We start from the raw sequence: 21,039 nt of genomic DNA, 5'->3' as shown, positions 1-21,039 counted from the left end.
GTTTTCTTATTGAACGTGTGTAAGTCGCTTCAGAACTGCCAGTTGAGGCTCAGCCCCACCCCCTGGGTTTTCTCCCGTCCACCCAATTGGCCGTTGTAATCAAGGTTGACCCGCATGGCCGGGCTCAACGCCAGGCTGGCCTGCACGCCGACCAGCGCGGCGTCCCGCAGCAACGGCGAACTGCCCACGGCGAATGACGGTCCACCGGCGACAAACGCCAGGTGCTCTGCGGATTCGACGGCGGTGAGGCTGTGTTGCCAGCCCAGCGAAGCGGAAAGCTGCAGTGGCTGGTGATCGTTCAGGGCAATGGTTTTCAACGCACGCACGCCAAGGGTGCCGAGCACGGCGTCCCGGCGATCACTGCCACGCTCAAGCGCGGCGGCGTCGCCTTTTTCGTGGAAGCCGTCACTGTCCAGGTGCACATAGGCCAGGTTGGCGAACGGCTCCAGCGCCAAGGGGTGCAGGTTGATCCGGTAGGCGGCTTCGGAGAACAGTTGCGCCGTGCGCGCCTCCAGTTTGGTTTTCTGCTTGCCGCTGACGGCGCCGTAGTGCAGGTCGCGCGTCACGTCACCGCGATGCCAGCTGTAGGCGCCACCGGCACTGATGCGCCAATCACCCAGCTCGCGCCCGACATACGCGCCGAGGTGATAGCTGTCGATGGACGCCGAGGCATGCGTGCCGCTGCCCATATTCAAGGAGCTGTCGCTGTAACCGGCGACCAGGCCCACGCGCGTCTGCTCGTCCAGCGCACCATCGACCCCGCCCAGCAGGCCACCGAGGGACGTGGTGGAACCCGCCGTTTCGCTGCGGCTGTCGCGCTTGCCCCAGGCACCGAGTGCCTTGAGCCACAGGTTGCTTTCAGCAGTGACCGGCACGTGGCGCAAGCGCTCGCCCACGGCGTCGCGCACTTGCAGGCTGTCGTTGATCAGCATGGCGCCGATGGCCGGGTAGATTTCACCGGACAGTTGCTGAAAGCCTTGTTGCGCCACCTCGACGGAATCGGACTGCAGAATGCTTTCATACACCGGGTTGCCCGCGCCCAGTTGCTCGGCGGCGATCGCCACATTGCGTTGGTTGCGGGTCGCCGCGACGCTGGCAAACGTGGCGGCGCTGCGGACCACGTCCAATTGCACGCCATTGGCGGCGTAACCCAGGGTGCCACCGAGGAACAGGTAGCCGGGCAACACCTGGCCAAATCGGCCCTGGATGCCACCCGCCGCCTGAAGGATGCTGTACTGGCGGCCGATCAGGCTTTGCGCCTGTGCGCCGCTGAGCAGGGTCGGGCTGTTTTCCAACGCCAGGCTGACGTTGCCGCCGCCCAGGATCGCCTTGCCCCCGGCGACGATACGGTCGCTACTGGTGGGCGTGAGCTCCACCGCATAGGTGGAACCCGCGCCCAGGTTCACGTCACCCGCCACCTGCAAGGTGCCCACCGAATTGCCCGGCGCCACTCGTCCACCCGTGTTGACCGACAGCGCGCCGATCCGTCCGGAACCGCCCAATGTGCCGCGGTCATTGACGGTCACCGCAGACGTCAGTGAACCGTTGACCGCCAGCAGCCCGCCGTTGACGGTGGTCGCACCGCGATAGGTGCTGTCGCCGTCGAGTACCAGCGTGCCTGCGCCGGACTTGATCAGGCTGCCTGCATAAATCCGTGTCGCGGCCGCCTGGTCGCGTGCTGTGCCGACCGCGTAATCGGTCTGGTCCTGCTGGCTGGCAGCGGCGCCCACACCGTTTTGCCAGCCCTTGTCGATCAGGGTCTGCTGCCAGGCGCTGTGCTCGGCGGCGTCTTGCGCCTGGCGCTGGAGCAGGGCCTGGTCGGAAATGCCATTGCTCCAGACATCGCTCTGCCCGGCCGCCAGGCTGACGTTCATCGGCCCGAGTAACTGCCCCGGACCGTGCATCGCCCGTCCCAGGTCCGGTACGCCCCAACCCACCGTGGTGTTGGGCGCCTGGGTAATCGAACCATCGAGCTGCGTGGCGGTGGTCAGCAGCACTTGCAATGCCTGTTCGTTGGTCATGTAGGGATAACGCTCCATCACCAATGCCAACGCACCCGTGGCATGCGGTGCCGACATCGAGGTGCCGGACTTCACGCCGTAGCCACCGCCGGGAACGGTACTGTTGATCAGCGCGCCAGGCGTAGAAATGCACCAGTACTGGGCGATGCCGCATTTGTTGTATTTCTGGCTATTGGCTTTATCCAGCCCCGATACCGCCAGCCAGTGCCCCTCCAGTTCCGGCTGGAAATACGGCAACGCCGAGCGCACGCTGGCATTCGCGTAACCACTGTTGCCGGCACTGAACACGTTGATGACACCGGCCTTGGCCACATCCGCCGCCGCATCCAGCCAGGTGCCCTGGTTGTAATGCTGGGCGTAGGCGGCGTGCAGATTACCCAGGGTCTGGTAGCTGACATCCTTGGGTTGGCTGCCCCAACTGTTGTTGATGGCGCGCACGCCGGAATCCACCAGGGCGCTGTACACCGCCTTGAAGTACTTGGGGTCCGGGGTCGGACCAAACAGAAAGCTATCGTTGGCGTTGGTGTTGCCCACGAAGATGTGCGCGTTATAGGCCACGCCGTGCATGCCGACGCCATCACGGGCCGCGCCCATGGTGCCGGTGACATGAGTGCCGTGGGAGTCATTGTTGGGGTTGAGCGCGCCGCTGGTGCTGAAGGGGCTGCCATCGACGTAACTGCCATTGGCGGTGACGGCGTGATAGCGATCCTTGGCGGCTTCCGGGTGGTCGGGATCGAAACCTGAGTCCAGCGCACCGATCTTCACCCCGTTACCCGTGATACCAGCGGCGTAAGCTTCATCCGCCTTCATGCGGCCCAGCCCCCAGTCGCTCTGAAATTCGGCGGAACGCCAACTGGCGGCGTTCCCCGGTTGACCGGCCTCGGTATAGGCCGCCTGCGCCACAACGGACACCAGCAGCAAGGAACCGGCGGCAAGCGGTTTGAAACGGTGTGAGTCGCAGAGCATTGAAACCCTCCTTATTGTTGTTATGGCGGCTTATTTCATCGGGCCGAACGCTTCATCCACTTTGGCCAGATCGGTATCGCGCAGGTTGCCCGCGTAGTAGTGCAACTTGGTCCAGGCCATCAGGTAGTCATACCGCGCCTGGGCCAGGTCGCGCCGGGTGCTGTAGAGCTGCTGCTCGGCGTTCAGCGCGTCGAGGTTGACCCGCTCGCCGCCAAGGATGCTCTGCCTGGTCGACACCACCAGTGCTTCGGCCGACGCCAGGGCCTTCTGATACGCGCGCAATTTGCTCACCCCCGACAGGCAGGCGCTGAACTGCCGGCGCAGTTCGATCAGGGTTTCCCGGGTCTTGCCCTCAAGCTCGTACTCGGCCTGCTCCATGGCACGGCTGGCCTGGCGGGTGGAGGCCGAGATGCCGCCACCGGCATACAGCGGCAGGCTGACCTCGACGCCAATGGTGTTGGTGTCGTAGCGCTGGTTGTAAGTGTTACCGCTGTCGGATTCCTGCTGGCGCGAACTGGCATACGCCGTGACCTTGGGCAGATGCCCGGCACGGTTGCGCTCCACTTCATAACGCGCCACTTCCAGGGCCTGGCGCTGGGAGGCCAGCGTGGGGTTGTTGCTGAGAGCCAGCTCATGCCAGGTGTCGTAGTTGGCCGGGGTCAGGGTGAACGCGGCAAAACCCTGGTTCAGTGGCGCCAGGTCGTGGATGTCGACGCTCTGTACACCGATCAAGGCGCCCAGCTCGCGCAAGGATGCGTCCTGTTCATCCAGCGCCTGGATCTCTTCGGCGGTGGCCAGCTCGTAGCGCGATTCGGCTTCCAGAATGTCCGTGCGAGTGCCCTCGCCCTGTTGGAACAAGTGCCGGTTCTGCTGGAACTGTTGCTCGAAGGCCTTCTTCTTGGCGCGAGCGATGTCGATCTGGTCCTGGGCGAACAAGGCCTGGGTGTAGTAGGTCAGCACCCGCACCAGCAACGCCTGGCTCTTGTCACGAAAGCTTTCATCGGCAAACAGCGCCTGGGCCACGCCCTTGCGGTAGTTGGCGTAGGCCTCGTAGTCGAACAGCGGCTGTTGCAGGCTGAAGGTGGAGCCGTAGCTGTTGTAGTTACGGTCGTCGTGATAATTGCCACCGCGCCCGTCCGGCAAGGTGGCCTGGGAGTTGTTACGGCCCTTGTTGTAGTTGTACGACAGCCTGGGCAGTAGCCCGGCGCGGCCGATGGTGCGGTTTTCCAGGCCGGCGTCGCGCTCCTTGATCGCGCCGAGAAACACCGGATCGTTACGCAGGGCCTGCTCGTACACATCGAACGGTCCCATGGCCGCCTGGGCACTCGCGCAGGTCAACAGCAAGGCAATAAACACCGGTTTCATGTTCATTCCTCGGTCAGCGCCGAGCCGGCGCGGTCGAGCAGCGGCTTGAACAGGTAATTGAGCAACGAGCGCTCGCCGGTGCGCACGAACATCTCGGCGGGCATACCCGGCTTGATCACCAGCCCATGGAGTTTTTCCAAGGCCGCTTCGCTGACCGTGGTGCGCAGCACGTAGTAAGGCGCACCGGTCTTTTCATCGAGCATCTGGTCCGCGGAAATCAGGCTGACCTCCCCCGGCACCCGGGGCGTGCGGCTCTGGTTGAAGGCGGTGAACAGGATGTCCACCGGCAGGTGCGTGCCAACCTTGTCCACCAGGTGTACCGGCAGGTGCCCTTCCACTTCCAGGCGCGTGCCCTGGGGCACGATCTCGAGCAGGGTTTCGCCGGCGCGAACCACGGCGCCCTCGGTGTGCACGCTGAGATTGACCGCAATGCCGTCCGCCGGGGCGTTGATTTCGCTGTGCTGCAGGTCGAAACCGGCCGAGGTGAGTTGCTGCTCCAGGGTCAGGCTGCGCAATTGCGCATCGGCCAACTGGCTGCGTACCTCTTTTTGATATTCCTCACTGTGTTGTTGCAGCTTGAGGCGCGACTCGAGAATGCCCTGCTCCACACGGCCACTTTCGCCGGTGTTTTGCGCCAGGTCCTGTTGCACCTGGGACAACTGCCGCTGGTACTCCATCAAGCGGTTGCGCGGGATGTAGCCGTTGTCGGCCAGGGGTTGCAGGTTGCTCAGTTGATCGCGCAGGGACTGGGCCTGGGCGGTCAGGTCAGTGCGCGCACGGCGCATACCGCCCAGCTGTGCGGTGGCGCCCTCGATATTGGCGCGGATGCCGGCCTGCTCGCGGGCGAAAGCTTCGCGGCGACTGCTGAACAACTGGCGCTGGCCTTCCAGCACCAACGCCAGGGCGGGGTCGGGATCGGCACTGAGTTCGACGGGAAAGCGGATGCTGGCGAGGTTGTCGCGCTCGCTCTGCCAGCGCGCCACGCTGGCCCAGGCCATGCGGTACTGGGCTTGCAGGGATTGCACGTCGGCCAGGTGCTGGGTCTGGTCAAGGCGGAACAGCGGCTGGCCTTGTTTTACAAGCTCGCCCTCCTTCACCAGGATCCGGCTGACGACGCCCGGGCTGAGGGTTTGCACGGCCTTGCGCTTGCCCGACACCACCACCGTGCCCTGTACCGGGATGCCCTGGTCCAGTGGTGCCAGGCTGGCCCACAGGAAAAACCCGCCGGCGCCGACCACGGTCAGCAACCATCCCATGCGCGTGAAAAACCTGGCGTCGTGCTCTTTGAAGCGTGGTTCAACTGTGATGCTACTCATGCGCCTGGATTCCTTGCGGCCTGGTACTGACGACTGAAACTCACGCCCGGTTTCTCCTTGGGCGTTTCCTGCTGGCCGGACAATGCGCGCAACACCTCCTGGCTCGGCCCGAACGCTTGCAAATGACCGTCGCTGAGCACCAGCAACTTGTCGGCCTGGGCCAGCGCCGACGAACGATGGGTCACCAGCACCACGCTGCTGCCCTGGGCTTTCATCTGCACGATGGCGCTGGCCAGGGCGGCTTCGCCCACGGTGTCGAGGTTGGAGTTGGGCTCATCCAGCACGATCAGGCGCGGCCCGCCGTACAGGGCGCGGGCCAGGGCCACCCGTTGCTTCTGGCCGCCGGACAGGCCGCCGCCGTTGTCGCCCAGCACGGTGTCGTAGCCCTGGGGCAAACGCAGGATCAGTTCATGTACGCCGGCCTGCTGTGCGGCCCGCACCACCTGCTCGGGGTCGGCCTCGCGAAAGCGTGCGATGTTGTCGGCGATGCTGCCGCTGAACAACTCGATGTCCTGGGGCAGGTAGCCGATGTGCGGGCCCAGGTCGTCGCGGTCCCAGCGATGGATGTCGGCGCCATCCAGGCGCACGGTGCCAGCCAGTGTCGGCCATACGCCCACCAGCACACGGGCCAGGGTGGATTTGCCGGAGCCCGACGCCCCGAGCACACCGAGCACTTCGCCAGCGCCCAGATTGAAGCTGACCTGGTGCAAGGTCGCCATACGCCGCCCGGGCGGGCCGGCGCTGACCTGTTCGAAGCTGACCTGGCCCTTGGGCGCCGGCAGCTTCATCTGCTCGACCTCCGGGGGGAACTCGCGCAGCAAGTCATCCAGGCGCTGATAGGCCAGCTTGGCCGAACTCCATTGCTTCCACACCGCGATCAACTGGTCGATGGGGCTGAGCACCCGGCCCATCAGGATGGAGCCGGCGATCATCATCCCGGCGGTCATATCGCCCTTGATCACCAGCAATGCCCCCAGGCCGAGCACCAGCGATTGCAGGCACAGGCGCAGGGATTTGCTCAGGGAGGTGATCACCGAGCCGGTATCACTGGCCTTGTTCTGCAAGCCAAGAAACTGCGAATGCAACGCGAACCAACGGCTGCGCAGTGCGCCGAGCATGCCCATGGCCTGGATGGTCTCGGCATTGTGCAGGTGGCTGGTGGCCAGTTGCGTGGATTGCTGGGAGTAACCACTGGCTTCGCCCAAGGGCTTTTTGGTCAGGTATTCATTCAGGCACGCCAGGCCGATCAGCAGCACGGCGCCGGCCGTGGCCAATACACCAAGCCACACGTTGAACAGGAAAATCACAAACAGGTAGATGGGAAACCACGGCGCATCAAAAAACGCGAACAGCGCCGGCCCGGTGATGAATTGGCGAATATGGGTCAAATCGCCCAGGGACTGCCCGGCATGCCCCTGGCCGCGTTGCAGGTTGCGTTCGAATGCAGCCTTGTACACGCGCAAGTTGAAACGCCGCTCCAGTTGGCTGCCGATGCGGATCACGATAAAACTGCGGATCACCTCCAGCAGGCCAATAAACGCAAAGAAGCCCACGACCATCAGCGTCAGCATCACCAGGGTGGTTTCATTCTGGGAGGACAGCACGCGGTCATACACTTGCAGCATATAAATCGACGGCACCAGCATCAGCAGGTTGATCAACGCCGTGAAACAGCCAATGCTGATCAAAATACTCTTGTACTCACCCAGCGCCTTGAACAACGGCGCGGCGGCATGGGACTTTGCCATGGTGTCTGATCTTCCTTGAACCAAATTACGCGCAATAGTTGCCCCAGCCCCGGCGAACGAAGCGGTCAACTAATGAAATCAAGTTATTTACTTATAACGGCAACTAAGGTGCGCGTTGCAGTACAACTTCAAGGCCCGTCGGCGTGCGGCCTTTATATTCACCTTCCTTCTGTCGGTTGAGGTGAGTAATACCACTGCCTTCGGCGTTCATCAGCCAGATACCGTCGGGTGTTGGCGTCCAGGTCAGGGGCTTGTCGCCCAACCAGTTTGCGACACACGCCACATCGCCGCCCAAGGCATTGGCCTGTTCCAGCAGGTCCAGCGCGCAGACCTGGTCCTGCTGGTGCAACTGCCAATGCCCGGCCAACTGGGCGGAGGTAGGTAATACGAGACTGCTCGCCATTGCGTGGGCTCCTGCCGACACGAACATCACCTGCAACACGCAGGCGATCACATTAAACATACGCCGCATCTTCATGCTCCATCCGTAAGGCGCGGCGCCGAAGCGCCGCGCCCGTGCATCACGCTACGATGTCGCTGACCGCAGCCTGGCCGACGGTGGTGACGAGGAAGTCCGCCACGCCGTGCCCGGAGAAGTCCACAGCCAGGGTGCCCAGGTTGGTACCTGCGGCGTAGGTGAGGACTGCATCGCCGGCATGCCCGGTAAAGGCATTGACGAAGGTCAGGCCTGCGCCCTTGGTGATGCCGGACAGGTCGATCTTGTCGGAACCGGAGGTAAAGTCAAAGATCTTGTCCGCCGCGCCCGGCCTGGAATCGGAGCTGGCACCGAACACAAAGGTGTCGTTGCCCGCACCGCCCCACAATTGGTCCGCCCCGCCGCCACCGTAGATGAGGTCGTTGCCGGCACCGCCCTTGATCACGTTGGCCGCGTTATTGCCGATGATCAAATCGTTGCCGGCACCGCCGAAAGCGTTCTCGACGGTCACGCCCTTGGCGATGGACACGTTGCCCACCAGGCCGCCCACGTCGGAGAACGACGCTTCATTGAGGTTGATCTTCTGGTTCTGGGTGAAGCCGGAGAAGTCCAGGGTGTCGTTGCCACCGCCGTCCCACACCGAGAACACCAGCTTGTCGGCATTGGAGGTGGCGCTGTAGAAGTCACGCCCGGTGTTGGAGTTGAAGCCGTAGGTGGTGTCGCCGGCACGGGTGTTGTAGTTGGCGCCGTAGAGCTTCTGGATCGCCGCGATGTCGTCGATCAGCGGAGCGGACGCGTAAGCCTCGACCCCACCCTTGCTGAAGTTCTGGTTGGTGTTGCTCTCGCTCCAGTAGCTCATCAGGCTGTAGCCGCGCGTGTCCTGTCCATAGGTCGCGTCGTTGTAGGTCGGGTTGCCGTTCCCGGCGTTGTAGTCGCCAGGGTGGGCCAGGCCCAGGGTATGGCCGATTTCGTGAGTGAGGGTCTGCCGGCCGTAGTTGTTCAGGTCCGGGGTCTTGTTCGGGGTGTAGCTGTTGTTGGTCAGGTACCACGAGGTGCCGTCGTAGCCTGCGCCGGTGCCGGGCAGGTAGGCGAAGGCTGCCGCGCCGTCCTGGCCGCTGCTGTAGTTGCCGAAGGTCATGTGGCCGTCACCGCCGGTGGCTTTCTCGGTGAAGGTGACGTTGGCCACGTCCGCCCAGGATTGCATGGCCAGTACGGCCTGTGCTTTCTGCTGGGCATTGAACTGGCTGAAGCCCGCGATGCCATGTTTGTTCATGGTGCTCGAGGAGGCCGAGGTCAGGAAGGTGTAGGTCAGGTCGATCTTGCCGTTGCCGTCAAAGTCCCGGTACGCGGCGCCGTCGCGCAGCAGCTGGGTGGCCGCCTGGTCAACGGAATAGGAGGGTTTGCCATTGATCGTGAGGTTGCCGCCACGGTCGTACAAATGGCTGAAGCTATCGATTTGCGAGTAAGCGGTGCTGGCTTGCGCCGCCGACACGATAGCCTTGTCTTTTACTTTTGACATAAACGTACTTCCTTGTTTGCAAGTGCATCAGTCTTTGATCGATAGGAACCCCGCGGGCGAGATCGTCCTATCACTCGCCTCTTTTGAAGGCGTAAGAAAACTGACACAACTTCAAATCTTTCGTCTACATCTTTTCCTGCACTAAAAATCGGCAGGCAAACACCCCGGATAAGTTCCGCTCCATGTTTATTGGGCAGTACCGATGTTGTCCGACAAAAACACCGCGCCGGTATTTAAATATTAAATAGCACTAATGCCGCTCAAGTTGAGCGGCATTCGCTATTAATGGATCCAATATATTGCCACGGTGCCATTGGCAACATTAAACAGCCACTACTTACAGTCACCATTAAGTGTGCCCCCTATTTCAGGGACACACTCCAGCCGGTGTGGTGCAATGCCGCCAACAGCGTGTCGGCGTCCAGGCCCGGCACGCGCACGCCTTGATCGGTGAGCATGTCCTCCCCGGCCAGCATCGCATTGATGATTGCCTCCTCCACGGCCTCCGCCGCCGCGCTGAACAGCGGCGAAATATGGTCATTGTTGACCATCTGCAATGCACTGCTGAACGGCAGGCCCTTGCGCCCGTAATCGGCCGGCGGCAAGTCCTGGTTACCCGTGGCAAACGCCAGGAACAGATCGCCGCTGGAGTCCTCGGTGCCGCCGCCGGTGCGGGCGATGCCGATGGATGCACGTTGTGCCAGGCGCTGGCATTGGTGCGGCAGCAACGGCGCGTCTGTGGCGATGATCACCACAATCGAACCCATGCCCGGCGTGCCTTGCTCGGCGAACGGCGACGCAATGTCCATCAGGCTGCGTCCCACCGGGTAGCCATCCACCCGCAGTTCCTGGCGCTTGCCATGGTTGGCCTGCACCAGCACGCCGACGGTCCAGCCGCCCTGCTCCGCCGGCAGGCACCGCGAGGATGTGCCGATGCCGCCCTTGAACTCGTGGCAGATCATCCCGGTGCCTCCGCCGACCGCGCCCTCCTGTACCGGGCCGGTTTCGGCGTTGTCCACCGCTTCACGCACATGCTCGGGCCCCACGTGCTGGCCCCAGATGTCGTTGAGCAGGCCGTCATAGGTTTCCATCACCACCGGCATGCACCAATACACTGCCGGATCGGCCAGGCGCTCGCGCTCCAGGGCAATCAGGCTGTCGCGCACGATGCCGATGCTGTGGGTGTTGGTGATCGCCAGCGGCGTGGTCAACAGCCCCGCTTCGCTGACCCACTCGAGACCGGTGGCGTCACCATTGCCATTGAGCACGTGGTACCCGGCAAAGCACGGTTGCAGGCGTGCTTCTCCCGCGCGCGGCTGGATCACACTGACGCCGGTGCGCACCTGCTTGCCATTGATGCGGGTCTTGAGCGTGCTGTGCCCGACCCGCACCCCCGGCACATCGGTGATGGCGTTCCACTCACCGGGCGTGCCCAGCCCTAACGTGATGCCCAATTGACGTGCGCGCATAACCACTCCTTACAATTTCTGGAAGACCGGACTCAACCGGCCACTGATGCAATACAGGATCACCGACAGGGCCAGCAGGCCGAGGATGATCATGATGTCGCGGACCGAGGCCGCCACGATCAAGGTCATTAACAGATAGCCCGCGCCCAGCACTGCCACCAACGCCGGCAGCGGCCACAGCGGCATGCGGTAGGGATGCTCGCGGTCACGCAGCAGCACGCGGCTCATCAACGCGCTCAACGCCACCACCAGGTACACCAGCATGATCAGCAATACGCTGAACGAGGTCAGGTCGGCCAGGTTGGAGCTGAAACTCAGCAGCGCCGAAGGGATCGCCAGGAACAGCGTCGCCAACCACGGCGAATCCCAGCGCGGGTGAATGCGTGTGAACAGTTTGTTGATGCCTGGCGTCCACAGCGCATCGCGCCCGCTGCTGAACACCACGCGGCCGATCTGGATCACGATGGCGACGATCGCATTGAACACCGACAGGAAGATCCCGGCACTGACCAGGCGTGACAGGGTTTCATTGCCGTGGCTGGTCAACAGGTAGCCGATGGGGTCAGGGCTGCTGATCATCGCGCTGAGGGATGGCGCGCCGATCAACAGTGCGGTGATTGGCACCAGTTCGATGACCACCACCAGGCCAAGGGACCACAGCACCGCCTTGTGCACGCCTTTGCCGCCGCATTTCATGTCTTCGGCGAGCAACACCGCCGGGCCGTAGCCGTTGTAGGAAAACAGGCCGATACCCACCGCGCCGATCACCAGGGCCCAGGGCGCCAGGTGCAACACGCCGTTTTCGACGATCTGCGGCTGGAACAGCACGCTGGCCGGTTGTACCGGGTTGCCAAAGCCGATCACCACGATCACCAGCAGCGCTGCGACTTCCAGCAACAGGCAGGTGCCAGTGATCCAGGCATTGAGCTTGATATTGAGGATGCCCAGGGCGTAGCTGCACACCACGATCACCAGGGCCACAGTTTGCGAATCAAACTTCGTGCCCAGGGCGTTATTCAGGTAAGTTGCCGCGCCCGTAGCCAGTACCGGTGGAATAAACAGCAACATCACCAGCACGGTCAGGAACGTCGCATAACCCGCCATGCCGCCGAACACACGCTTGGCGTACACATACTCGCCACCGGCGCTGTTGTGGGCACGGCCCAGTTCGGCGTAGCAAAAGGCAAACATCAGCGCGAGCAGACCGGCCATCACAAACGCCAGGAACACCCCGCTGCCGGCCTGCTGGATGGCAAACGGTGCGATCACAAACACGGAACTGGCCGGCGTCACCGCCGATACGGTAATGGCGACCACATCGAACACACTCAAGGTGGGTTTCAGCACGCCTTCAGGCGTGGGGGAAGTGCTCATATCGTTATCCTCTGTCGTTGTTCTTGGTATGAGGCAGAAACGAAAAATCTGATAAGTCACGGGATATGTTTCCCGCTGAATGATGCGGACGTTAATACGTGAGGGGATGTCGGCCAATTCCCCTATTGGCGTACTCCCCTTGACGCCACCCGGCAAAAGCCGAACCCTTGGCCGATCTTTTTGCCGGCAGGAGCCTGTCACATGAGCCTGTTTCGCGAGGTGGGGATGCACGCCGGCCTGGGCCGCACCGTTGCGCACATCGGCACTGAGCGTTTCTGGAAGCAGTTGGTGCTGTTGCTGCACCAGTGCCTGCCCTTCGATAACGCCCTGGCGATCTTCTACCCCTTGGAGGGCCCGCCACTGGCCCTGGAAGAATACGACGCCCAGCCCAGCAGCAAACCAGCGTCGATGCTGGCGTACCTCAATGGCTTGTATTTGCTCGACCCGTTCTTCCAGGCCTGTCGCGAGGGGTATGCCAGCGGGGTGTACCGCCTGGAGGAAGTGGCGCCGGATCATTTTCGCCAGAGTGAGTACTTCCTCAATTACTTCCACGACAACGTGCTGGAAGACGAGGTGCAATTCATCCTGCAACTGCCGGGCGCCGGCACGTTATCGCTGTCGTTGGGCATGCAGCGGCGCTTCAGCTTTGAGGAGACCGGGTTGATGACCACCGTAGCGGCCTGGGTGTTGCCGCTGATGCAACAGCATTGGCAGCAAAGCACCCAGCGCGCCCCGGCGATGGACAGCCAGATCCGGGATGCGCTGAGTCAGTTCGGCTGCGGGGTGCTCTCGGACCGCGAACTGGAAATCGCCCGCCTGGTGCTGCGCGGGTTCTCGTCCAAGGCCATGGCCGAGCGTCTGAACATCTCGCCGGACACGGTGAAGGTGCACCGTCGGCATTTGTACGCCAAGCTGGATATCTCGTCACAGCCGGAGCTGTTTTCGTTGTTTATCCAGTCGTTGGGGCATGATCTGGAAAATCCCTGAGCTGTGCGTGGGCCGCTCACCGCCCCGCCCTTCAGCGGCCGGTACGGACGGTGTTCCACACCCGCGTGCGCACCCGGTCGATATTCAGCGGCATCGCTTCCAGCGCAAACAACTTGCCCATCATTGCCGGGCTTGGATACACCTTGGTATCCGCCTTGATCGCCGGGTCCACCAGGCTGTCGGCGGCCTGGTTGCCATTGGCGTAATGCACGTAGTTGGTGATGCCGGCCATTACTTCCGGGCGCAGCAGGTAGTTCATGAACGCATAACCAGCTTTTTCATCCGGCGCGTCGGCGGGCATCGCGACCATGTCGAACCAGATGGCGGCGCCTTCCTTGGGGATGTTGTAGCCGATGTTCACGCCGTTCTTGGCCTCTTTGGCGCGGCTTTCGGCTTGCAGGATGTCGCCGGAGAAGCCGACGGCCACGCAGATATCGCCATTGGCCAGGTCGGCGGTGTATTTCGAGGAGTGGAAGTACGCCACGTAAGGCCGCACTTTCATCAGCAGGTCTTCAGCCTTCTTGTAGTCCTCGGGTTTCTTGCTGTGGTGCGGCAAGCCCAGGTAGTTGAGCGCGGCCGGCAGCAGTTCCGGGCCGTTGTCGAGGATCGCCACCCCGCACTTCTGCAGCTTGGCCATGTTTTCCGGCTTGAAGATCAAATCCCAGGAATCCACCGGCGCATTGTCGCCCAGTACCGCCTTGACCTTGTCGATGTTGTAGCCGATGCCGGTGCTGCCCCACAGGTACGGGAAACCATGGGCATTGCCCGGGTCGTTGTTTTCCAGGGCCTTGAGCAGCACCGGGTTGAGGTTTTTCCAGTTGGGCAACTGGCTCTTGTCGAGTTTCTTCAAAGCGCCGCCCTGGATCTGCCGGGCCATGAAATGGTTGGACGGGAACACCACGTCGTAGCCGGATTTACCGGTCATCAACTTGCCGTCGAGGGTTTCATTGCTGTCGTACACGTCATAGGTGAAACCGATACCGGTTTCTTTCTGGAAGTTCTTGGTGGTGTCCGGCGCAATGTAGTCCGACCAGTTGTAGATTTTCACCGTCTCGGCGGCCTGGCTGATAGAGGCCACCAACATCAAGGGCAACAGGGCAATGGCTTTCATGGTTCGATTTCCTGGCGGTTTTAGGGCTGTTTTTATGGCAGGCGATCAAGGATCAAAGCGTTACAGGATCAATACATAGGTCTTGCGCACGGTCTCCTGGATATCCCAGATACCGGTGCTGTTGGCCGGCAACATCAGTGCATCACCGGCTTGTATATGAACGACTTCACCGTTGTCCGGGGTGAAGGTGCAGCGGCCCTGGACAAAGTGGCAGAACTCCTGGGATGTGATCTGTCGACGCCAGCGCCCGGGGGTGCACTCCCAGATGCCGGTCTCGACGCCGTCGTCGCGCTCCACGCTCAGTGTCGACGCAACGGCGATGGGTTCGCCCAAGGGCACGGCGACGGGCGACGAGTCCGGCAGGGAGGCGTTCAGCGTGTCTTTGAATTGAGTGATGCTCATGGGCTTTCCCGTATTGATGAAACGACTTAGTGCATGAAACCTTCCATGAACCCGGCCACGCCGGTCGCCAGCTTGCGACGCCAAGGCGCGGTATTGGGGTTGGCCAGTACCTGGTCTTCATGGACAAAACTGCGAATGATCGCGTTGTAACCCAGCCAGCGGCAGGGCTCGGGCTCCCAGGGCTTGAGTGCCTCGAGGCCGCGTTCGCGGATGACCCAGGGTTGATGGGTCAACGGGGTGCCGCGCCCCAGGATCAGGTCGGCCAGGGTGCGGCCGCCCAGGTTGGTCGCGCCAACGCCCTCCCCGCCGTAACCGCCGGACAGCGCGATGCCGGTCTTGTGATCGCAGAGCATGTGCGGCCGGAAATTGCGCGACATGCCCAGGTTGCCGCCCCAGGAATGGCTGATCCTCACGCTCTTGAGCTGTGGGAACAGCTCACCAAACAGGTAGCGACGCAGCTCGACTTCGCTGTCGGTCAAATCGAAGTCATGGCGCAGCTTCCCGGCAAACTGATAACCGCCGCGCGCACCGAACACCAGGCGGTTGTCCGCTGTACGCTGGCCGTAGGTGACCTGACGACTGCTTTCGCTAAAAGCCTGGCCATGGCTCAGGCCGATCTCATCCCAGGTACTGGCCGGCAATGGCTCGGTGGCGACGATCAGGCTTTGCACCGGCAGTTGGTAGCGGCCCAGCGGCGGCAAGGTGGTGGCATAGCCTTCCACCGCCGGCACCACCCAGGCGGCACGCACGTTGGCCTTTGCGGTGCGCAGGCTGCCGGACTGCCAGTGGGTGACCGGGCTGTTTTCGTAGATTGTCACGCCCATGCTCTCGACCACCCGCGCCAGGCCGCGCACCAGCTTGGCAGGGTTGATGGTCGCAACGTGGGGGGCGTAAATGCCGCCGTAGGGTTTGGCGATGCGGATCTGTTCGGCCAGCTGCTGCGGGCCGAGCCAGCGGTAGTCGGCTTCGGTCAGGCCCTGGGCGTAGAGTTTTTCCAGATAGCGGCGCAGGCTGCCTTCCTGCTCGGGGTAACGGGCGGCGCAGTACAGCACGCCGCCCTTTCGGTAGTCGCAGTCGATGCCTTCACGTGCCAGCACTTGGGCCACTTCGTCGGGAATGGCGTGCAACAGGTCAAACGACGCACGGCGTTGCTCGGGATTCAGGCCGGCGAGCAAGCGATCTTCGCCCAGCAGATTGCCCATCAGCCAGCCGCCATTGCGACCGGAGGCGCCGAAACCGGCGGTTTGCGCCTCGATGATGGCAATTTTCAGCTCCGGGGCCTGGCGTTTCAGGTAGTACGCAGTCCACAGCCCGGTGTAACCGGCGCCAATAATGGCCACATTGACGTCCAGGTCATGCTCCAGCGCCGGCCGCGATTGCAGCGGGTCGTCCAACTGGTCCATCCATAAACTGATAGTGCGCCATGCCGGCATGCCAGGTTCCCCTACCTCGTTTTGATAGGGTCGATCCTAGAGCGCCGTGTCATGGGTTGTCTTGCGCGCGTGCACGCACAGAAATTTGTTTGACGTAGGCCTTGGGCGTCTGGCCCGTATGCTGGCGGAACGTACTATAGAATGCCGATAGCGAATTGAAACCGGCGGCAAACGCCAGGTCATCGACCTTTATCGGCGGCAGGGCCTGATCCAGCGCGGCCAGTAAATGCTGAAGCCTTGCCTGGTTGACGTAGCGGTAGAAGCTTTGTCCCAACACCTGGTTCAGCAGGTAGGAAATCTGATTGCGGCTGTAGCCGCACTCCTTGGCTACTCGCTGCAGGTCCAGCTCGGGGTCCAGGTAGGGTTGTTTGCGTTCGAAATACTGCTGCAGGTCATTGGCCATGTGCCCCAATTGCTGGGGCGACAGGCCCAGGCGGCTGACAGAGGGCCGTGCGGCCTGGGCCGGCTGCTCATGCACCAGCGACGCGTATTCGTTGACCCGCCAGATCAGCCCGTCGCGCACCGTTATGGCTTCGCTGGTGCGGAACGACACCAGGCCCTGGCCGCCCCGCAAGGTGATGCGGTACTGGATGAACGCGGTATCGCCGTCGGCGCGGATACGGTCGCTGTGCTCGATCGCTTCGTCGGCCTCACGGGGCATGCTGGCTTGCAGGTAATCGCGCAAGCCGGCGAAACCGATGACACGGTTCTGGAAAAAGTCGTGGTATTGGATTTCCGGGTGGTAGTAGGACATCACGCCTTCCAGGTCCCGGTGGCGCCAGCAAAGGTGGTGGCGCAGCACCAGCTCGCGTGTGGCGTGGGATTGCTGGCAATCATCGTCTGCAGCGATGTCGGGCATGGAAGGCTCTGCGGCGGGTAAACCCTGGAGATTGCCGAATTTCTGCGGGTGCTTCAATGGCCAATTGGCACTTCTGACTAATGGCCTATTGCCCAATCACAAGCAGGACATGACCCAAATCAACCTTATGGAAAACAACTGCCGAACGGGGCCGAAAAAGTCACCTTGTGGTGACGAACGAATGCTATTTTTAAGCTCTACAACGCCACGACCAGTGAAGGTCATGGCCCCCTGCCGCGAGCTAAAGGAAGCGCTCAATGAACAAGGTGGGCAACATGAACAAAGTGACGTTCCCCAACGCCTGCCAGCTGATGCGCTGGCATTTCCATCCAATGGGCTTCGAGGGCAGCATGGACGCGCCCGGCAGCATGATCGCCCGCCTGTTCGACCGGGCCAGCGGCGAGACGTTGATCGCCATCGCCGGCATCCCCTGCGCCACGGTGATGAATGCCGCCGATGTGGAGCGGATCATCGAGGCGGTGGAGGATGAGTTGGAGTCGTTTGTGCCGCCGCAGTCCCTGCGGGCCTGAACTCGATCCTACATACAGCCCATATCTTCTGTGGGAGCGGACGAGCCCCCTCCCACATTTGAACGGCATCGATCCGTTAATTGCGTTGGTCGTCGAAGAAGGCTTTCTTGCCATCTACCCGCTCTGAGGCCTTGGGCACATTCACTGCCTGGCCTTCGGGTTTTTCCACATACCAGTAGCAATGACTCACCGCCCGGGTGATGCCCACATACGCCAGGCGCAAGACCTCGTCTTTCTGGGCGTTGTCATACGGTTCGCTGTCCCCGTCCTTGCCCAGGCCCGCCATGCGGTACACCTGGTTCTTATACGGGGAATGGGTGATATGCTGGCAATCCCCAAGCAGGAATACCGCATCGGCCTGCAGCCCCTTGGCGCTGTGGTAGGTCAATTGTTTCAGCTTGCGCGCTGAAGGCGGCAAGCTAGAATCCACATTAACTGCAGGCTGAATATGCTCTTTAATCAGTAACTTATCGCTACTTTTTCGATAAAGCATTAACACTGATTCACCGCGTTGGTAATGCTCCAGCAACTGCCGCCCCAATGCTGCGTCGTCGCGCTCCAGCACCTTGACCGGCACCAGATCCTTGGGCGCCCCGCTGGCCTTGGCTTTCTTGCCGTGGATAGCCGGTGCGGCACGCACGATGTGCTCGGCCGCGTCGATGATGTGCTGGTGACTGCGGTAGTTCTCGCCCAGCATCACTCGGGTGGTGGCCGGCGACGGGAACTCCTTGTTGAACTCCATGAAGTACTTGGGCGAACTTCCACGCCAGCCGTAGATCGACTGCCAGTCATCCCCCACACACAACAGTGATGAATGCTGGGCGCCGCGCCCGACGTGCATGGCCGGGCCACGGCTGCGGATCTCGCGCAGGCTTGCGCGGATCCACGAGACGATCTGTGGCGAAACATCCTGGAACTCGTCGATCATCAGGTGCGACAGCGGCCGTAACAACGGATCGCTGAGCAGCTTGAGGTTTTCCGGGGTGTTCTCGCCGAACAGCGAAAACATGCGGTTGTAGGTCATGATCGGCGGCGACTGGTCCAGCAGGTGATCTTCCAGGGCCTTCCAGAAAATGCTCAGGGCCTCGAAGAAGAAGCGGTCTGGATCATCCTTGGCAAAATTCATCTGTCCAACCGCAGTAGGCACATCCAGCCCGAGGTTCTCGATAAATCCGGCCGCCATCACGAAACTGTCCAGTAACGGCGCCGACGCCAGTTCGCCTTTGACTTTGTAATCGAAGCCTGGCCCCGCAGCGGCATCACCCGCCAGGCTACTCAAAAGGCGCTTGGACGACTCATAGCTATCGAGCCATATCAATGGCTTACGACAGAAAGCTTGAAACAGTGTGCGCTTTACCGCCCACTCGGCGCGCACTGACAGTTTCGCGTTGGGCCGGCTGAGCTGAGCATTTTCCCGAGCATCGAAACCCAGCACCACCCAGGCGTCCAGCTCGGGGATATAGCCATGGCAATGAAATTGCGCGCCATTGATCTCCACGGTCTGGCGATTGGGTTCGATGCCTTTGATCGGCCAGGCACCGGCGCGGAACCACAGGTCCTCGATCACATCACAGAGTTCTTCATCACGCTTGGCTGCCAGTTCGGTCACCGCTACGCGTTTTTGTACGTCAGGGTGATCACGCTCCAACTCCTTGAGCTGCAGCCCATGGCGCGCCAGCGGCGCAATCAGCTCGCGAAAGCGTGCGTGCCGCCCGTGCAGGTGGTGATAACAGGCATTCATCTGCTGGCGTTGGGCGTCGTTGATACGCAAGTCAAAGGGGTTGCTGTCGGCGTCGTCAAAACCCGAGCTGAGGTTTTCGAACGCTTGCAGGCGTTCAAAGCCCGGCAGGCTGCGCACCATCGGCAGAATGCGCGAGTGAAAGGTGCGCACCACGGCCTGCGCTTCTTTCATACCCAGGGGTTGGCCCCACAGGCTGAGAATTTCCATGAGCTTGTTGATGAAGTCTTTGCGCGACTCCCGGGTAAAGGTCACCACCGTCATAGAGCTCAGCTCAAAGCCCAGATAATGGGTCAACAACAGGATACGCAGCACCAGCGAGGTGGATTTACCCGCGCCGGCCCCGGCAATCACCGACGTTGAGGGCGTATCGCTGAAAATCATCTTCCACTGCGCCGCGCTGGGCTGGGCATGGGCCGGCAGCAATCGCGCGACATCCGCCTTGATACGCTTCTTCAACTCGGCGGTGAGTGGCAGGCGCCAATCATCGAACAGGCTATCGTCCACGCCCGGCGCACGGTGCTCATCCGGGCGGAAATCACGAATCAACAGGACCTGCCGGCCTTCCTCGATGCCATCGGCCTTGCCTTCGCGGTAACCGTACTCCACGCCCGCCTCGTGCCCACTGCGAAAACCGTCGGCCTGCCCGTGCAACCAGGAAAACCGGTGCTGGGCGCGCAAGCGGGTCAGGCCGTGGCCAAACAGGCGCGCGGCCAGGCGTTTCAATAGCGGCATTTCGGCCAAGGGGCGCAGTTCGGGAGGAAGATCAGGCTTTTGTTGCGACACGCGGACTCCTGCGATGAGCTGGGTTCTGACAAGTGCGCCATGGTCGCCGGAATCGACGTTCAGTGCCAGCCAATTGCTTTGCGGTCATGCAGTTAGGCGATGAAGTGAAAGTCAAAACGCCGCTAACCAATCCATTAAATCGATAGGAATCAGGCATTTTTTACGCTTTTTATCGATCATGGGCTGCAGGATCATAGGGCCATCCACAGGAGACGATCATGCTTGAACTTCGACCTTTCAAATCCCTGGGCGGTGCCCACCATGGCTGGCTTGACGCCCATCACCACTTTTCGTTCGCCGAGTACCACGACCCCAGCCGCATGCACTGGGGCAACCTGCGGGTGTGGAACGACGACATCATTGCGCCCGGCACCGGCTTCCCGCAGCACCCGCACCGCGACATGGAGATCATCACCTATGTGCGTGAAGGTGCGATCAGCCATGCCGATAACCTTGGCAATAAAGGCCGTACCGAGGCGGGCGATGTACAGGTGATGAGCGCGGGCACCGGCATCGCCCACAGCGAGTACAACCTGGAAGATGCGCCGACCAAGATTTTCCAGATCTGGATTATTCCGAATCAAGCCGGTTTGCCGCCTTCGTGGGGCGCCAAACCGTTTCCGAAAGGTGATCGCGAGGGGTTTGTGACACTGGCCAGCGGTAAGGCCGGGGACAACGAGAGCCTGCACATTCGTGCGGATGCGCGGCTGGTGGCAGCGAACCTGAAAGCTGGGGAAAGTGCTGAATACCGGTTGGACAGCGGACGTCGTGCGTACCTGGTGCCGGCGACGGGCGTGATTGAAGTCAATGGCCTGCGTGCGCAAGCGCGAGACGGTGTGGCTGTAGAGAATGAACAGGTATTGCGGGTAACCGCGATCGAGGACAGCGAAATCGTCCTGGTAGACCTGGCCTGACCTCGATCAACTGTGGGAGGGGGCTTGCCCCCGATGGCTGTGTTTCAGAAAAAGAGATGCAAACT

16 protein-coding genes are annotated in these 21,039 nt (G+C 61.8%); 3 read left to right on the top strand and 13 right to left on the bottom strand.

Annotation, left to right across the window (positions count from 1 at the left end; all coding sequences use genetic code 11):
* Positions 1-29: 29 nt before the first annotated feature.
* The 8 genes from BM017_RS09985 to BM017_RS09950 form a co-directional block, all read right to left on the bottom strand.
* Positions 30-2,987: an autotransporter serine peptidase EprS gene (locus BM017_RS09985; RefSeq protein WP_092243447.1), complete on the bottom strand. Its 2,958-nt coding sequence runs from the start codon at positions 2,985-2,987 to the stop codon at positions 30-32.
* A gap of 30 nt (positions 2,988-3,017) precedes the next feature.
* Complete coding sequence (locus BM017_RS09980) at positions 3,018-4,352, bottom strand: TolC family outer membrane protein (protein ID WP_092243444.1); 1,335 nt, start codon at positions 4,350-4,352, stop codon at positions 3,018-3,020.
* A gap of 2 nt (positions 4,353-4,354) precedes the next feature.
* Positions 4,355-5,668 carry an HlyD family type I secretion periplasmic adaptor subunit gene (locus BM017_RS09975; RefSeq protein WP_092243441.1) on the bottom strand — a complete coding sequence of 438 codons (1,314 nt, stop codon included), beginning with the start codon at positions 5,666-5,668 and terminating at the stop codon, positions 4,355-4,357.
* Entirely contained in the window at positions 5,665-7,416 is a 1,752-nt protein-coding gene (locus BM017_RS09970; RefSeq protein WP_092243431.1) for a type I secretion system permease/ATPase, read from the bottom strand. Before BM017_RS09970 ends, BM017_RS09975 begins: the two co-directional genes overlap by 4 nt.
* A 103-nt stretch (positions 7,417-7,519) precedes the next feature.
* On the bottom strand, positions 7,520-7,894 hold the full coding sequence (locus tag BM017_RS09965; RefSeq protein WP_092243428.1) for a protease inhibitor Inh/omp19 family protein: 375 nt from the start codon (positions 7,892-7,894) through the stop codon (positions 7,520-7,522).
* 43 nt (positions 7,895-7,937) lie between these two features.
* Positions 7,938-9,371 (bottom strand): serralysin family metalloprotease, encoded by a 1,434-nt coding sequence (locus BM017_RS09960; RefSeq protein WP_071488361.1) that lies wholly within the window; start codon positions 9,369-9,371, stop codon positions 7,938-7,940.
* 362 nt (positions 9,372-9,733) lie between these two features.
* Complete coding sequence (locus BM017_RS09955; protein WP_092243427.1) at positions 9,734-10,840, bottom strand: DmpA family aminopeptidase; 1,107 nt, start codon at positions 10,838-10,840, stop codon at positions 9,734-9,736.
* Between the two features lie 9 nt (positions 10,841-10,849).
* The gene (locus BM017_RS09950) at positions 10,850-12,214 is read right to left on the bottom strand and encodes an APC family permease (protein WP_071488363.1); all 1,365 of its coding nucleotides are present in this window, start codon (positions 12,212-12,214) and stop codon (positions 10,850-10,852) included.
* Positions 12,215-12,415: 201 nt separating this feature from the next.
* Between BM017_RS09950 and BM017_RS09945 the strand changes: the two genes are divergently transcribed.
* A complete protein-coding gene (locus BM017_RS09945) occupies positions 12,416-13,201 on the top strand; it encodes a helix-turn-helix transcriptional regulator (RefSeq protein WP_092243423.1) in 786 nt (261 codons plus the stop codon).
* A gap of 31 nt (positions 13,202-13,232) precedes the next feature.
* Here BM017_RS09945 and BM017_RS09940 read toward each other — a convergent pair whose 3' ends face one another.
* Genes BM017_RS09940 through BM017_RS09925 form a run of 4 tightly spaced genes read right to left on the bottom strand, consistent with a single transcriptional unit; the run spans position 13,233 to position 17,006 of the window.
* On the bottom strand, positions 13,233-14,312 hold the full coding sequence (locus tag BM017_RS09940) for a polyamine ABC transporter substrate-binding protein (RefSeq protein ID WP_092243420.1): 1,080 nt from the start codon (positions 14,310-14,312) through the stop codon (positions 13,233-13,235).
* Positions 14,313-14,372: 60 nt separating this feature from the next.
* Positions 14,373-14,714 (bottom strand): cupin domain-containing protein, encoded by a 342-nt coding sequence (locus BM017_RS09935; protein ID WP_092243414.1) that lies wholly within the window; start codon positions 14,712-14,714, stop codon positions 14,373-14,375.
* A 26-nt stretch (positions 14,715-14,740) separates the two neighbouring features.
* A complete protein-coding gene (locus BM017_RS09930; protein ID WP_092243409.1) occupies positions 14,741-16,147 on the bottom strand; it encodes an NAD(P)/FAD-dependent oxidoreductase in 1,407 nt (468 codons plus the stop codon).
* 49 nt (positions 16,148-16,196) lie between these two features.
* Positions 16,197-17,006, bottom strand: a complete 810-nt coding sequence (locus BM017_RS09925; RefSeq protein ID WP_092243406.1) for a helix-turn-helix transcriptional regulator — start codon at positions 17,004-17,006, stop codon at positions 16,197-16,199.
* A 257-nt stretch (positions 17,007-17,263) separates the two neighbouring features.
* Here BM017_RS09925 and BM017_RS09920 point away from each other — a divergent pair, with 257 nt between their 5' ends.
* Entirely contained in the window at positions 17,264-17,536 is a 273-nt protein-coding gene (locus BM017_RS09920; protein WP_058425948.1) for a DUF1652 domain-containing protein, read from the top strand.
* 76 nt (positions 17,537-17,612) lie between these two features.
* Here BM017_RS09920 and BM017_RS09915 read toward each other — a convergent pair whose 3' ends face one another.
* Positions 17,613-20,060: a UvrD-helicase domain-containing protein gene (locus BM017_RS09915; RefSeq protein ID WP_092243403.1), complete on the bottom strand. Its 2,448-nt coding sequence runs from the start codon at positions 20,058-20,060 to the stop codon at positions 17,613-17,615.
* Positions 20,061-20,278: 218 nt separating this feature from the next.
* Between BM017_RS09915 and BM017_RS09910 the strand changes: the two genes are divergently transcribed.
* Entirely contained in the window at positions 20,279-20,974 is a 696-nt protein-coding gene (locus tag BM017_RS09910) for a pirin family protein (RefSeq protein ID WP_092243400.1), read from the top strand.
* The last annotated feature ends 65 nt before the right edge of the window (positions 20,975-21,039 follow it).

Source organism: Pseudomonas sp. NFPP04 (assembly GCF_900113815.1).
Taxonomy (GTDB): Bacteria; Pseudomonadota; Gammaproteobacteria; order Pseudomonadales; family Pseudomonadaceae; genus Aquipseudomonas; species Aquipseudomonas extremorientalis.
Note: the sequence above shows the minus strand (reverse complement) of the source record. Positions and strands in the feature narration are given on the sequence as shown.